The sequence below is a fragment of the Lysobacter capsici genome, assembly GCF_014779555.2.
GTDB lineage: Bacteria > Pseudomonadota > Gammaproteobacteria > Xanthomonadales > Xanthomonadaceae > Lysobacter > Lysobacter capsici.
Genome location: NZ_CP094357.1, coordinates 1,172,540 through 1,187,016, shown reverse-complemented (window position 1 = coordinate 1,187,016; position 14,477 = coordinate 1,172,540). Strand labels below are relative to the sequence as shown.

Annotated in this window: 7 protein-coding genes and 2 riboswitches; of the genes, 3 read left to right on the top strand and 4 right to left on the bottom strand. The window is 67.3% G+C overall.

What is annotated here, in order from left to right; all coding sequences use genetic code 11:
* Positions 1-960: 960 nt before the first annotated feature.
* Entirely contained in the window at positions 961-2,346 is a 1,386-nt protein-coding gene (locus IEQ11_RS04820; protein ID WP_096413368.1) for a DUF3999 domain-containing protein, read from the bottom strand.
* Positions 2,343-5,105 carry a DUF2339 domain-containing protein gene (locus tag IEQ11_RS04815; RefSeq protein ID WP_191821926.1) on the bottom strand — a complete coding sequence of 921 codons (2,763 nt, stop codon included), beginning with the start codon at positions 5,103-5,105 and terminating at the stop codon, positions 2,343-2,345. The genes IEQ11_RS04820 and IEQ11_RS04815 overlap by 4 nt, the downstream gene beginning before the upstream one ends.
* Before the next feature lie 123 nt (positions 5,106-5,228).
* Positions 5,229-5,510, top strand: a riboswitch (cobalamin riboswitch).
* Positions 5,511-5,917: 407 nt separating this feature from the next.
* Between IEQ11_RS04815 and IEQ11_RS04810 the strand changes: the two genes are divergently transcribed.
* The 3 genes from IEQ11_RS04810 to IEQ11_RS04800 all read left to right on the top strand — a co-directional run bounded on the left by IEQ11_RS04810 (position 5,918) and on the right by IEQ11_RS04800 (position 10,069).
* Entirely contained in the window at positions 5,918-8,281 is a 2,364-nt protein-coding gene (locus IEQ11_RS04810; RefSeq protein WP_228464652.1) for a ribonucleoside-diphosphate reductase subunit alpha, read from the top strand.
* 186 nt (positions 8,282-8,467) lie between these two features.
* Entirely contained in the window at positions 8,468-9,487 is a 1,020-nt protein-coding gene (locus IEQ11_RS04805) for a ribonucleotide-diphosphate reductase subunit beta (protein WP_036108679.1), read from the top strand.
* Between the two features lie 210 nt (positions 9,488-9,697).
* Entirely contained in the window at positions 9,698-10,069 is a 372-nt protein-coding gene (locus tag IEQ11_RS04800; RefSeq protein WP_046655589.1) for an acyl-CoA thioesterase, read from the top strand.
* 81 nt (positions 10,070-10,150) lie between these two features.
* On the opposite strand, the gene IEQ11_RS04795 is transcribed toward IEQ11_RS04800, so the two are convergent.
* Positions 10,151-12,295, bottom strand: coding sequence for a TonB-dependent receptor (locus IEQ11_RS04795; protein ID WP_191821928.1), 2,145 nt, complete (start codon positions 12,293-12,295; stop codon positions 10,151-10,153).
* 237 nt (positions 12,296-12,532) lie between these two features.
* On the bottom strand, positions 12,533-13,675 hold the full coding sequence (locus IEQ11_RS04790) for a COG3904 family protein (protein ID WP_096413356.1): 1,143 nt from the start codon (positions 13,673-13,675) through the stop codon (positions 12,533-12,535).
* 351 nt (positions 13,676-14,026) lie between these two features.
* Positions 14,027-14,296, top strand: a riboswitch (cobalamin riboswitch).
* The last annotated feature ends 181 nt before the right edge of the window (positions 14,297-14,477 follow it).

Genomic DNA, 14,477 nt, shown 5'->3' with positions numbered 1-14,477 from the left:
CCTACGCAGGCATGCGCCACACGGGACATCCTGTCCCGGTGGCGCACGGCGCACATCCATGTGCGCCGCCCTTCGGGTCTGCTTTTGCTAACGCGAGTTCCGAGCGTCGCAGCGCTGGATGAACTGCGCGGCTTCAGGCACGAGCCGGACCTGCATGGCCTACCTGTAGGAGCGGCGCAAGCCGCGAACGCGCCATTGCGACAACCTCGAAACCTTCATCGCAACTGCATTCTCGCGGTCGCGGCTCGCGCCGCTCCTACAGGGGCATGGCGAACCATGCGCACACGGGTGTGCTGGCGCTAACGCGAGTCAGTGCCTTCGCAGCGCTGGATGAACTGCGCGACTTCAAACTCAAGCAAAACCTGCATGGCCTAACTGTAGGAGCGGCGCAAGCCGCGACCGCGCCATTGCGACAACCTCGAAACCTTCATCGCAAATGCATTCCGCGGTCGCGGCTTGCGCCGCTCCTACAGGGGCACGGCGAACCATGCGCACCCGGGTGTGCTGGCGCTAACGCGAGTCAGTGGCTTCGCAGCGCTGGATGAACTGCGTGGCTTCAAACTCAAGCAAAAGCGACATGGCCTACCTGTAGGAGCGGCGTAAGCCGCGACCGCGCCATTGCGACAACCTCGAAACCTTCATCGCAACTGCATTCCCGCGGTCGCGGCTTGCGCCGCTCCTACAGGGCTGCTGCGAACCATGCGACAAGACCGGGATCGGTGGCGACTTCGTGCTCGAAGCGACCAGGCGGAAGGTCCCTCGCGATTGGAAACAGAGCGTCGGAGCCGAAGCCATGCCATGCCATGCCATGCCATGCCATAGAAGACATTGTGGCTTCGCACTGAGCAAGAAGACGCAGCTTGTTCGGAAGAACCACGACGATGATTCCTTAGCCATAAAAAAACGGCGCATCCACATGCGCCGCCTTTTTATTCCAAGCGTATCCACACCATCAATCCATCAGCCCGCCGGCGGCTTACTCGTACGCAGCACATTGAACGCAAACCCCGCCACCAACAACGCGCCCACCACCAGCACCGCCCACAACACCCACGAACGCCAATCGCGCTTGGGCTCCGGCGCCGCCAAGGCCGCGTCGCCGGCGAGCGGCGCGCTCGCGCCGAGGCTCGCGTCGGACGGCTGCCAGTCCTGGCCGCGGGATTTGCGCAAGGCTTCGATCAAATGCGCCAACGGCGACTCCGCGCGCGCGGCGCGGCCGCTGCCCGCCACCAACGCGTACGGCGGCGCGCCCTGGGCCAGGAACACCACGACTTCGGGCCGATAGCCCAGACGCAACACCGGTTCGCCCGGCACCGCGCCGTTCGCGCGCAAGCGCCACAGACGGTCGCGGGTGGTGTCGCCCAATTGACGCGCGGCGGAACGGTCGCCCTTGCCCTGGCCGCCGACCTGGTACGCCATCCACGGCCCGGCCTGCGGGCGCCAGCCCTGCTCGGCGTCGTCGCGGCTGTCCAGGCGCCATTCCAGCGCGTGATTGCCGGGCAAGGCCACGTCGGCCTGCTGGATCGGGAAGCGGCCGTCGAGCCGGTATTCGAACGCGACACTGCCGTCGCGCTGTTCGACCCGCTGGCCTTTCAACTCGCGCCATTGCAGCGGTGCGCTGGCCGCGGTGGTCGCCAGTTCCGCGGTGACCGCGCTGATCTGCGCGGCCGACTTCGGGTCCTGCGGGGTCAGCCGCAGATAACGCGCCTGTTCGCCCATCGAGTCGAACACGATCCGCCGCTGCACCAGACGCTGGCCGCCGCGCTGCAGATCGACCAGGCGGCCGCTGCTGGCGAAGGTGCGCCATTGGTCGAGGTTGTCGCTGCCTTCGACCGTGTACGCCGCGTCCAGCGCGGCGCCCGGCGCCCACTCCAGTTCCAGCGCGAGGATCGGCGAACGCAGCTTGCTCGCATCGAGCAACAACGAGGTCTGCGGCAGCTTGCTGGTGTCGCTGCCGGTGCTGCGCGCTTCGACCCGGCGCAGGCGGCCGTCGGTTTCGATCTCGCTGACCAGTTCCCAGCCCTGCGTGCTCGAGCCCGACGGCGACGCCGGCAGCGCGAACCACGGCAGTTGCGCGCGTTGCGGCGCGCGCGCCAAGGGCTGTTCGGGCGTGAACACCGCCGTCGGCACCGGCACGCCGCTGCCGTCGAGCACGTCGATATCGCGCAACTGCGCGCTGTGGATCTGCCGGTACACGCTGTCGTCGAGCACCACGCGATACGCGCCGGCATCGTCGCGGCCCAGGTTCAACGGCCACTGCCGGGCGTAGTCCTCGCGCGCGCCGGCCAGCGCCAGCAGCGGCACGGCGGCGGCGATCAACACACCGTTGCGGACACAACGCTTCATGCTTGGACCTCTCGTGAATCGTCCTCGCCATCCGGGCGGGCGGCGGAATCGTCGGGCTTGCTCGGCGGCGCCGGCGCGAAGTAACCGACCAAGGTACACAGCAGACCGTAGGCGATGAACGAGGCGATGCCGAGCAGGTTGCCCAGGTGGCCGCGATCGATCCACACCAGCTTGACCAACACCACCGCCATCAGCACCGCGCCGGCCAGCCACAGCACGCGCTGGCCGCGGCGCGACCCGGCGATCCAGCCGGCCACGCCGAGCACGCTCCAGACCACAGTCAGGCTGGTCTGCACCAGGCTGGTCGAGAACATCGACGCACCCCACGGCACCTGGCCCCAGAAGTGCGCGCTGCGCAGCACTTCGACCGTGATCAGGACGAAGCCGGCCACCGCCAGCAACGGCACGCGGCGCGCGCGCACCGCCGGGTCGATCATCGGCGAGGCCAACCACGCGCCGATCACCACCAGCGTCGCCAGTTGCAGCAGGCTCAGCGGATTGAGCACGGGCAGCCACATCAACGGATGCGGATTGGCTGGAGTCGTCAAGGCCAGCGCGATCACCGCCACCAGCGCGGCGACGAACAACGCCATCGCGACCGAGCGCCATTGCGCGAAACGCGCGGCCAGCGGTTGCGCGATCAGGTTCGGACGCCACAAGGTCAGCGCGGCCATGATCAAGATCGGCAGCAGCAGCGCCGAAGCGGTCCAGCCCGAACCGAAGTTGGCCACGCCGTCGTCCACCGACATCCGCAACAACCGGAACAGGCTCAGGCCGAGCACCAGCGCCCACGACCACAGCCAGCCCAGATGCGCGACCGCGAGTTCGCCGCCGGCGCGTTCGCGCAGATTGAGCAGGCTGCGCCCGCCGAACGCCGCGTACAACGCCCACGCCAGCCAGCCCAATGCCGCGAACGGCTGCTGATGCTGGTCGATCTGGATGAACAGCAACGGCAGGCCGCTGAGCATCGCCAAGGTGCTGGTCGCCGACAACGCGCGCCAGTCGTGGCGACGGAACACTTCGGAGGCGATCCAGCCGGTGAACGCGACCAGCATCAGCACCGCATCGGCGCTGTTGCGGTCGGCGACGAAGTCGGCGATCTCGCTGCCGGTCGCCGCCAGCCACCAGGCCATGCCCCACAGGTAGAACAACGCGGCCGGCGTGCGGTCGGCGCTGCGCCGGTAGCTCCAGGCGCTGGCGAAACCGGCCAGCGAGATCAGCAGCGCGCCGGCGAAGTTGGCGTTGAGCAGCGGCGTGTCGCCGTCCCAGACCGAATCGCTGGCGCCGATGATGAAGGCGAGCGCCGCGGCCACCTGCAAACCCATGCCGGTCATCTGCGGCAGCCAGCGCTGCTGGCGCAGGCCCAGCCAGATCAATGCCGCGCCTTCCAAGGCGAACACGCAGGCGGTGGCTTCGGCGGCCAGCGCGAGCGGCACGGCCAGGGTCGCGAAACCCACCGCCAGCAGTGCGTACGGTGTCGCCAACGCAACGAAACGTTGATCGCGACGCAGCCACCACGCCAGCGCGGCGTAGATCGCGCCCAGGCCGAGCGCGCAGAACGCCAGCGGCATGCGGTCGCCTTCGAGCAATCCGGCCTGCAAGGTGAACGCGATCAGCGGCGTGCCGAACAGCAGGCAGCCGTCGATCAAATCCTTGCGTCCGGCCGCGCGGCGGCGCGCGTACAGCACCGGGATCAGCAGATAGAACGCGAAGAACAGCAGCAGGAACGGTTCGGTGGTGGAGAAATGCTCCGGCCGATACTTGAGCACGCCCCACAGGCTGCCGATGCCCCAGGTGAAAACGAAGCCGAGCAGATTGAGGATGCGCCACGCGCGCCACCAGGCGATCGCGAAGATGCCGGCGTTGAGCACGGCGTAGTAGCCGAACAAGGCGACATGATTGCCCGAGCCGGTCGACAGCCAGATCGGCGCGAGGAAACCGGCCAGTATCGCGAACACCGCCAGCGCCAGCGCGTTCTGTTTCACCGCCAGCACCCCGGCGCCGGCGACCAGCACCACGCTGATCGCGAACGCCGCGCCGGCCGGGATCATGCCGTACAGCTTGAACGCGGCGAACACCACCAGCAGCAGCACGCCGATCGCGCCGCCCTGCAGGCTCAGGCCGAAAATGCGCTTGCGTTCGCGCTGGCGCCAACCGAACACCAGCCCGGCCATCGCCGCGATCGCGATGCCGGCCAGACGGAACTCCATCGGCACCCGCATCCAGCCCTGGTCGCTGGCGTACTTGAGCAACGCAGCCACGCCGGCCAGCAACACCAGCATGCCGACCTTGACCGGCACGTTGCCCTCGGTGAACCAGCGCCGCACCCAGCGCACGCCGAGGGTGAATACGTCGGGCTCGACCGGCGCGGCCGGGCGACGCGGCGGGATCGGGCGCGGCGGCGAACGCGGCGGCGCGGCAGGCGTGGGCGTGGCCGGCAACGGCGGCGGCGAAGACGCGGCGGCGGCCAGCGGCGCGTCGGGCGCCACGCGCGCGGGCGGCGCGGCGGCGGCCTCGGGGACGGCGGCCTGGGGTCGCGGCGGCGGCGCTTCGCGCGCCATGCGCTCGGCCAGGGTCTCATCGTCGATGCTGCGCGCGACCGGCGCGGGACGGGCCGACGGGGCCGGCGCGGCCTGGCTGAGACGGCGTTCGAGTTCGCTCACCCGCGATTTGAGTCCGGACACCTGGACCAGCGCGACGATGAGCAGAACCGGGACCAGCAGCAAACCCAGTCCCAACAACACAAGCAGTGCTTCCATCACAGTTCCCCAGTCCTTATGGCGGGCAGGTTACACCGATGTGAGGTGTAGGGAAGCATTGCCTTCACTCCTTATATACACGATTCATCTACCACATATCGCGTTGACGAAATCGCGTAACCACACTATGTTGTGCTCGTCGGTGCCGATCGCGAGGTCGGCTGAAAAGGGAAGCCGGTAGGAATCGCGCTCACGCGTGGTTCGAAGCCGGCGCTGCCCCGCAGCGGTATGGGAAACGAACGGGTCATGGCACTGGGCGGTACGCCTGGGAAGCGACCCTGTAGGAGGAACGGGACACGGGCAAAGAAAAGTGAGAAACGGGTCACCCCTCGTCGCTCACTTCTCTTTGCCCGTTTCTCGCTCCGGGTCCCGAGCCCGAAGACCTGCCGACAGCCGCGCGTCGCACACCGCGCGGTCCCGGCCCTAAGGAGTCTTCGGAGGAAGACGGCCGGTGTCGCGGCACGACGGACACCGTCGTGCCCGTCCGTTCCGGCGCGATGCGCGGAGCGGACCGTCCCGGACCTCGCGTCTCGGGCCGCGCGACACCCAGCCAGCAAGCTCCGAGATTCCCGCCCGCGGGGGCACGGCCGTGCCATCGGTGACGCCGCGCGCGCGGTTCGTCGTCGGTGGTGCGTCGGCGTCTCCGCACCGTGCATCCACGCCCCGGAGTAACGCTCATGACCACGCTCGCAACCGATCCGTCCGCCGCCCCCGTCGCGGACGCCCCCGCCGCCCCCGCCAAACCCGTTGCCCGCGATGCGCAAGACGCCGCGCCCGGTTTCGCCCTGACCCCGCCCGCCGCCAACCTGACCATGAGCGTGACCAAGCGCAACGGTCGGCGCGAACCGGTCGACCTCAACAAGATCGTGCGCGCGGTGACCCGCAGCGGCGAGAACCTGTATTCGATCGACCCGATGCGCGTGGCCACGCGCACCATCTCCGGCCTGTACGACGGCGCGACCACCCAGGAACTCGACGAACTGTCGATCCGCACCGCCGCCCTGCTGACCGCCGAAGAACCCGAATACGGCCGTCTCGCCGCGCGCCTGCTCGCCGGCGTGATCGAGAAGGAAGTCGCCGGCATCGAGATCCATGCGTTCTCGCAGTCGATCCAGCGCGGCCATGAGCTGGGCCTGATCAACGAACGCCTGGTGACCTTCGTCCAGGCCAACGCGCGCAAGCTCAACGACGCGATCGACCGCAGCCTCGACGCCAAGTTCGATTATTTCGGCCTGCGCACGCTGTACGACCGCTACCTGCTGCGCCATCCGACCGCGCGCACCGTCATCGAGACCCCGCAGCAGTTCTTCCTGCGCATCGCCTGCGCGCTCAGCGAAGACGTCAGCGACGCGCTCGCGCTGTATCGTCGCATGGCGCAACTGGACTACATCCCGTCCTCGCCGACCTTGTTCAACGCCGGCACCACCCACGAACAGCTGTCGAGCTGCTTCCTGCTCGACTCGCCCGACGATTCGCTGGAAAGCATCTACAAGCGCTACATGGACGTGGCCAAGCTGAGCAAGTTCAGCGGCGGCATCGGCCTGAGCTACACGCGCATCCGTTCGCGCGGCTCGCTGATCCGTTCCACCAATGGTCTGAGCAACGGCATCGTGCCGTGGCTGAAGACCCTCGACGCCTCGGTCGCGGCGGTCAACCAGGGCGGCAAGCGCAAGGGCGCGGCCTGCGTGTACCTGGAGCCGTGGCACGCCGACGTCGAGGAATTCCTGGAACTGCGCGACAACACCGGCGACGAAGCGCGCCGCACCCACAACCTCAACCTGGCCAACTGGATTCCCGACGAATTCATGCGCCGGGTCGAGGCCGATGCCGACTGGTCGCTGTTCGACCCGTCCAAGGTGCCGCAGCTGACCGACCTGTGGGGCGAAGCCTTCGATCGCGCCTACCACGCCGCCGAAGCCGCGGGCCTTGCGGCCAAGAAGGTCAAGGCGCGCGACATCTACGGCCGGATGATGCGCACCCTGGCGCAGACCGGCAACGGCTGGATGAACTTCAAGGACAAGTCCAACCGCGCGTCCAACCAGACCCTGCGCGACGGCAACGTCATCCATCTGTCGAACCTGTGCACCGAGATCCTGGAAGTCACCTCGCAGGACGAAACCGCGGTGTGCAACCTGGGCTCGATCAACCTCTCGCATCACGTCGAGATGTACGAGGACGGCAAGGGCGCGTTCGATTTCGACAAGCTCGCCGAGACCGTGCGCCTGGCCGTGCGCCAGCTCGACCGCGTGATCGACCTGAACTTCTATCCGATCGAAACCGCGCGCCGCGCCAATCTGAAGTGGCGTCCGGTCGGCCTGGGTTCGATGGGCCTGCAGGACGTGTTCTTCAAGTTGCGCCTGCCGTTCGATTCGGAACCGGCGCGCAAGCTGGCGATGGAGATCGCCGAGGCGATCTACTTCCACGCGCTGTCGGCGTCGAACGAACTGGCGATGGAACACGGCAAGCACCCGTCGTTCGACGACACCCGCGCCAGCGTCGGCGAGTTGCAGTTCGAAGCCTGGGGCGTGACCCCGTCGCAGCCCGAGCGCTGGGACGAACTGCGCAAGCGCATCGCCGAACACGGCCTGCGCAACTCGCTGCTGATCGCGATCGCGCCGACCGCGACCATCGCGTCGATCGCCGGTTGCTACGAGTGCATCGAGCCGCAGGTGTCGAACCTGTTCAAGCGCGAGACGCTGTCGGGCGACTTCCTGGTCGTCAACAAGTACCTGGTCGAGGAACTCAAGAAGCTCGGCATGTGGACCGCCGAGATGCGCGACCGGATCAAGATGGCCGAAGGTTCGATCCAGTCGGTGACCGAAGTGCCCGAGGCCTTGCGTCAGGTCTACCGCACCGCGTGGGAACTGCCGATGCGCTCGCTGATCGACATGGCCGCCGAGCGCGGCGCGTATATCGACCAGAGCCAGTCGCTCAACCTGTTCATCGAGAGCCCGAACATCGGCCAGCTCAGCTCGATGTACATGTACGCCTGGAAGAAGGGCCTGAAGACGACGTATTACCTGCGTTCGCGTCCGGCCACCAAGATCGCCAAGACCACGGTCAGCGCGCCGGTCGCGGCGACGCCGAAGCCCGAGCTGGCGCCGGTGGAGTTCACCGCCAGCGAGGCGATCGCCTGCTCGCTGGAAAATCCGGAGTCCTGCGAAGCCTGTCAGTAACACGCTTTGCTCCCTCTCCCGCGTGCGGGAGAGGGCCGGGGTGAGGGCAAACGTACCGCGCAGCTCGCGCTGTTATCGATTCGCGCGCGCCCTCATCCGCCCTTCGGGCACCTTCTCCCGCAAGCGGGAGAAGGGAGAAAGTGCCTCTCGCTTGCGAGAGAGGCTTGCAATATCTAAGGAACCACCATGTCCACCGATTCAACCCGTCTGCTGCTCGACCCCGGCTTCGATCTCACCCTGCGGCCGATGCGCTACCCGCATTTCTACGAGATGTACCGCGACGCGATCCGCAACACCTGGACCGTCGAGGAAGTCGATTTTTCGCAGGACGTCAACGACCTCAAGCACAAGTTCGGCCCGGCCGAACGGCATCTGGTCGAGCGCCTGGTCGCGTTCTTCGCCACCGGCGACAGCATCGTGTCGAACAATCTGGTGCTGAACCTGTATCAGCACATCAACGCGCCCGAAGCGCGCATGTACCTGTCGCGGCAGTTGTACGAAGAAGCGCTGCACGTGCAGTTCTATCTGACCCTGCTCGACACCTACCTGCCCGATCCGAACGAGCGCGCCAAGGCCTTCGACGCGGTCGAGAACATCGCATCCATCCGGGCCAAGGCCGAGTTCTGCTTCCGCTGGATGGATTCGATCCAGGGCCTGCAGCGCATCGAGACGCGCGAACAGCGCCGCCAGTTCCTGCTCAACCTGATCTGCTTCGCCGGTTGCATCGAAGGCCTGTTCTTCTTCGCCGCCTTCGCCTACGTGTACTACCTGCGTTCGCGCGGCCTGCTCAACGGCCTGGCCTCGGGCACCAACTGGGTGTTCCGCGACGAAAGCTGCCACATGGCGTTCGCGTTCGAGGTGATCCGCACCGCGCGCGAGGAAGAGCCCGACCTGTTCGACGCCGATCTGCGCGCGCAGGTGGTCAGGATGTTCGAGGACGCGGTGGACTGCGAATACCAGTTCGCCCAGGACGTGCTGTCCGGCGGCGTGGTCGGCCTGTCGTTGAAGGACATGCGCCAGTACCTGGAATACTGCGCCGACCAGCGCATGGCCCAGCTCGGCATGCCCAAGCATTTCGGCTCGACCAACCCGTTCGCGTTCATGGACCTGCAGGACGTGCAGGAAGTGACCAACTTCTTCGAGCGCCGGGTTTCGGCGTATCAGGTCGGCGTGCAGGGCGAAGTGGCGTTCGACGAAGCGTTTTGAGTTTTCGCGCTTTATTTCGTCGCTCTCAAAGCCCCTCTCCCATCTGTCTTAAAGCCCCTCTCCCGCGTGCGGGAGAGGGGTTGGGGTGAGGGTATGACCAGGCCCTGCGTTTTTCCAGAAACGAAATCAAAAGCCCCTCACCCTAGCCCTCTCCCGCAAGCGGGAGAGGGAATATCCGCTGCATTTCAAAGCCACTTGCCTGAGCCCGCCATGTCCGAAGCCCGCATGACCGAGATCGTGTTCCCCGATCACACCAACCATCTGGGCACGCTGTTCGGCGGACAGGCGTTGGCGTGGATGGACAAGGCCGCCTTCATCGCCGCCACGCGCTACGCGCGCACGGTCGTGGTGACCGCGCGCTCGGAACAGATCGATTTCCACACCGCGGTGCCCAAGGGCGCCTTGGTCGAACTGGTCGCGCGCGTGGTCGAAACCGGCCGCACCTCGATGCAGGTCGAGGTCGAGATGCACAAGGAAGACCTGCTGACCGGCGACTCCCAACTCGCCACGCGCGGCCGTTTCACCATGATCGCGCTCGGCATCGACGGCAAGCCCACGCCGGTGCCGCCGCTGTCGCGCTGACCGTCCGGCGCGACAGCGGACCTGCGTCCGAGCCGCGCCATCGCTTGAACCTTCGCGCCGGCGCCGAAGCGCGACGCCTCCTCAGAAGCGATAGTCCATGGTCAGGCTGAGCGTGCGCGGCGCGCCCGGCGCGTTGAAGCCGTCGACCGAACCGTGCGCCGAAGCGAAGTAACGCTTGTCGAACGCATTCTCCAGGCGCAGGCGCCAATCCCACGGCCCGGTCTGGTAGCGCAGATTGAAATCGAAGCGGGTGAACGCCGGCAGCACGCTCAGATTGGTCGGCGCGGCGTATTGCAGGGCGACGTGCTGGGCCAGGCCGCCGACGCTGAAACCGCGGCCCAAGGCGTATTCGGCATACACCGACGCGCTGTGGCGCGGCGTCAGCGGCGAGGTGCGGCCCTGCAACGCGACGCCGCTGGCGACGTTGTTGGATTTGGTGATCTCGCCGTCGAGGTAGGCGTAACCGGCATACAGATCCAGGCGCTGGTCGAGCAAGGACGCGGCCAGACCGACCTCGGCGCCGCGCGTGCGCTGGGTGCCCACGCCGATCTGCCGGCGCGGGTCGACCGGATCGGTGGTCTTGATGTGTTCGCGTTCGGTCTCGAACACCGCCACGTCGAAACTCAGCAGGCCGTCGGCGCGCGCGAACTTGTAGCCGACCTCGCGGTTGGACGTGGTTTCCGGGCTGATATCGACATTGACCGTGCTCAGCGGCAGGCTTTCGGCCGAGGGCTGGAACGACTCGCCCCAGCTCGCGTACAGCGATTGCTGCGCGCTCGGCATCCAGATCAGGCCCAGGCGCGGGCTCCATTCGCGATCGCTGCGATCCAGCGCGGGCGCGGCGGAATTGAGCGTATCGCGGGTTTGTTGGCGGTAATCGTCGTAACGCGCGCCGACCACGGCCTTCCACTGCGTGCTCAGGGTGATCTGGTCCTGCACGTACAACGCGGCGTTGCGCAGACGGCTGCGCGCGGCGGCCTCGGGACGCGGATTGAATCGCGGCCGGTCGAGCGCCGGATTCAGCAGATCGATCGGCGTGGCGACGCCGCCGTAGCTGGCCTGGTCCTTGCGCTCGTAACTCAGCTCGCTGCCGATCAGCAGCCGATGCCGCTCGCCTTCGTAGACCAGATCGGTCTGCGCGAACCACGCCTGCTGGTCGCGAGTATTGCCGGCGTGACGGCGCGCCGACAGCCAGCGGCCATTGCGCAGGAACGGATTGCCGCTGATCAAGGTGTTGCGGCGATCCAGCTCGTAGTCGGTACCGCGCAAGGTCACGCGCAGGTCGAGTTGTTCGCTCAGCGCTTTGCTGTAGGTCGCATTGAAGATATTGACGCGGGCGCGGCTGTAATCGTCGTGGCGCGCATCGCTGGAGCCGTAGTAAGTATCGATCGGCATATCGACGGGCCGGCCGAACAGGCTCGGCATGCCGAAGTCGGTGACGCGTTCGTCGCGCTGCGCGCTGGCCTGCAGCAGCAACTGCCCGCCGCCGAGTTCGAACCGGTACGACGGCGCGATCAGCCAGCGCTCGATGAAGCCCTGCTCGCGGAAGGTCTCGGAATCCTCGAGCGCGCCAACCACGCGGCCCGCGCCGGGCCCAAGCGGGCCGGTCAGGTCGAACTCGCCGCGGCGGCCGCCTTCGCTGTCGGCGTACAGGCGCAGCTTGCCTTGCGCGGTATCGAGCGGCTGCTTGCTGACGCGATTGATCAGGCCGCCCGAAGAGCCGCGGCCGAACAGCATCGCCGCGGTGCCCTTGAGCACTTCGATCCGCTCGACGTTGGCCAGGTCGCGGTAGTACATGGCGTCGTCGCGCACACCGTCGAGGTATTGGTCGGCGAGCGCGCTGAAGCCGCGGATCGCGACCTGATCGCGCTGGCCGTCGCCGTTGTTGAGGCCGACGCCGGGCACCAGCGCCAGCATCTCGTTGAGCGAGCGTCCGCCCTGGGCATCGATCAGCGCGCGCGGCAGCACGGTGATCGCCTGCGGGACTTCGATCAGCGCGGTGTCGGTCTTGGTCGCGCTGCGGGTGCGCTCGGCGCCGAACTTCGGCCCGGCCACGCCGCGCACCTGGATCTGATCGAGTTGGTGGACCTGCGAATCGGCGGGCGCTTCGGCCGCGGGTTCGTCGGCGGATTCGGCGGCGAACGCCAGCGACGGCGACAGCGAGCACAACGACAGCAGGGCCAGCGCGAGACACGCCGGCGCCGGCCGGTAAGGGAGGGCGGACATCGGAAAACTCCTGCGAGGGCGAATGGCTTGAGCCCGGCAGGCGTGCTCTGGCTGACAGGCGGCGATTTTCCCGGCCGCGCGACGGGATCGCAAGTGCGAATCGCTGTCCGCGTCGACGCGCATGGCCGCGACACCGATGCCGGGTGTCTGTTCGACTTGGCGCCGAATTACTTTCTCAGTGCCGGGTGCGCAGACCAGTCAGATCAAGGGCACAACCACGGCCCTCAGCCCGATCGCTTACTCGACCTGTCTGGAAGCCGACTTCTTCGCCGCGCCCTTCTCGGCGCCCTTGCCGCCATCGCCCGCGGCCTTGGCCTCGTTGCTCACCGCCTCTTCCTCGAACGGCAGCAGGTCGGGCAGATCGCGCGCATACAGATCGGCCGGGCTGTCGGACGGGCAGGTCTTGTCGGGGAAACCGTATTCGCCCTGCAGCGCCTTGGCGCACTCGGGCATGGATTCGAAATTCTTGCCGGTGGCCATGCACTGGGCGTCGAAGGCGCGACGGAACGCTTCGCGGCGACGGACGAAATCGTCGCCGCATTTGCGGGTCAGGCGAATCCGGTCTAGATCATCCTGCGCGGCGTTGGTGCCGTCCAGGCCGAACAGCTTCAACTCATCCGCAGTGAGAATGCGCAGGTCGCGATTGGCCACGGTCATCATCAGGTCCGACACGCTGGTGGCCACGCCGTTGCGCTCGAGGTAATCGCGCACTTGCTGATTGATCGAGCGCAGCTCACGGCTGAGTTCGGCGCGCGAGGTCGCGGTGGAGCGGTCGCGCATCAGCCGATGGATGCCGACCTTGCCTTCGACCGAGCGGGTGTCGCCGGCCGCCAGCACCAGCACGCAGGCGCTGTGGCAGACCGAACCGTCGCGCACCCAGATCGCCCAGCCCGATTCGGCGATCGAATCGCCGGCGCGGATCGCTTCCTCGACGTGGCCGCCGCTGGAATCGATGTCGAGGATGCGGGTCTGGATCTCCATGCGCGTGGCCATCGCCGCGACTCGCTGCACCAGCGCGGTGAATCCCGCGCCGATCTTGCCCTGATAGCGCAGCCGCACCACGCCGCGCGCCTGGCACGGCGACAGCGCGTCGACCAGGCTGAAGAAATCCAGCGAGGTCAGGCGTTCGCCTTCGCCGAAACTGGGGTAGTCGTATTCGCAGCTGATCCGGGCGACGCCGCCGTCGAGCTTGGCCGGCGGCCAGTAGGTGCCGCGCAGGATCTCGGCCTCGCTCGGCGGCGCCGGCGCGACCTTGGGGGTTTCGTTCTGGCTGCCCAGCGTCATCGGCTCGGCCGCGCCCGGCGGCGGCACGGCGTCCTTGCCGCAGGCGGTCAGCCCGAGCACGCATACCAGCCACAGCAACGTCCATCTGAAAAGCATGTTCCACCCATGGGAGTCGGGATCGCGCGGGACCGTCCTGGCCCGCGCCACGCATCTTGCGCCAATGCAAACGTTAGCGGCAGCCATCGCCAAGCTCAACGACGGCGTGGGTGCAGGCAGGCGACAGACGGCCTTCATCATCGGCGGCCGCGCATGAACGCCAGCCGCAGAAAACCGGCCCATTCGCGCGTCTTCTCGCAGGGGCCATAACGCGCAAACCCGCGGCGGCCGGCGCGGCGTGGTCGCCGCCGCGAACCGCGTCCCACGATCGCGCCGCGCCGATTGACTTCACCGGTCCCGCTGCGTACCTTGGCGCCGTTACGGTGAACATCGCTTCATAAAGATAAAGCGATGGGACACGCCGCCCGAGGCAACCGCCGCGGACGGCCAGAGGGAATCCGGTGCGAATCCGGAGCTGCCCCGCAGCGGTATGGGAAACGAACGGGTCTTGGCACTGGGCGGTGAGCCTGGGAAGCGGCCTTAGTAGGAAAGGGCGAGGGTAGAGTTCAGAACAGTGAGAAACGAGTAAGGCCGCGGCTTCTACTCGTTTCTCACTTTTCTGCACTCTACTTCTCGCTCAAAGTCCCGAGCCCGAAGACCTGCCGCGACCGGAAGGTTCGCCTTCCGTCCGACTCCGGTATCCGACCGCCTCGTGCCCGCACGCGGCGCGACGGGTGCCGGTTCGCCCGCGGGGGCGAAGGTCGAAGCCAAGTTCGCGGCGAAGCCGGGCGCTGATCGCGCCGGGCCGGCGTGGCCGTGGTTTCCTTCGTTGCCCTGCGTCATGCCCACGCATCGCAGGTAC

Bases quoted from the DNA above. Each gene is read 5' to 3' on its own strand.
- IEQ11_RS04820 (WP_096413368.1), bottom strand. From the start codon at position 2,346: ATGAAGCGTTGTGTCCGCAACGGTGTGTTGATCGCCGCCGCCGTGCCG.
- IEQ11_RS04815 (WP_191821926.1), bottom strand. From the start codon at position 5,105: ATGGAAGCACTGCTTGTGTTGTTGGGACTGGGTTTGCTGCTGGTCCCG.
- IEQ11_RS04810 (WP_228464652.1), top strand. From the start codon at position 5,918: ATGAGCGTGACCAAGCGCAACGGTCGGCGCGAACCGGTCGACCTCAAC.
- IEQ11_RS04805 (WP_036108679.1), top strand. From the start codon at position 8,468: ATGTCCACCGATTCAACCCGTCTGCTGCTCGACCCCGGCTTCGATCTC.
- IEQ11_RS04800 (WP_046655589.1), top strand. From the start codon at position 9,698: ATGTCCGAAGCCCGCATGACCGAGATCGTGTTCCCCGATCACACCAAC.
- IEQ11_RS04795 (WP_191821928.1), bottom strand. From the start codon at position 12,295: ATGTCCGCCCTCCCTTACCGGCCGGCGCCGGCGTGTCTCGCGCTGGCC.
- IEQ11_RS04790 (WP_096413356.1), bottom strand. From the start codon at position 13,675: ATGCTTTTCAGATGGACGTTGCTGTGGCTGGTATGCGTGCTCGGGCTG.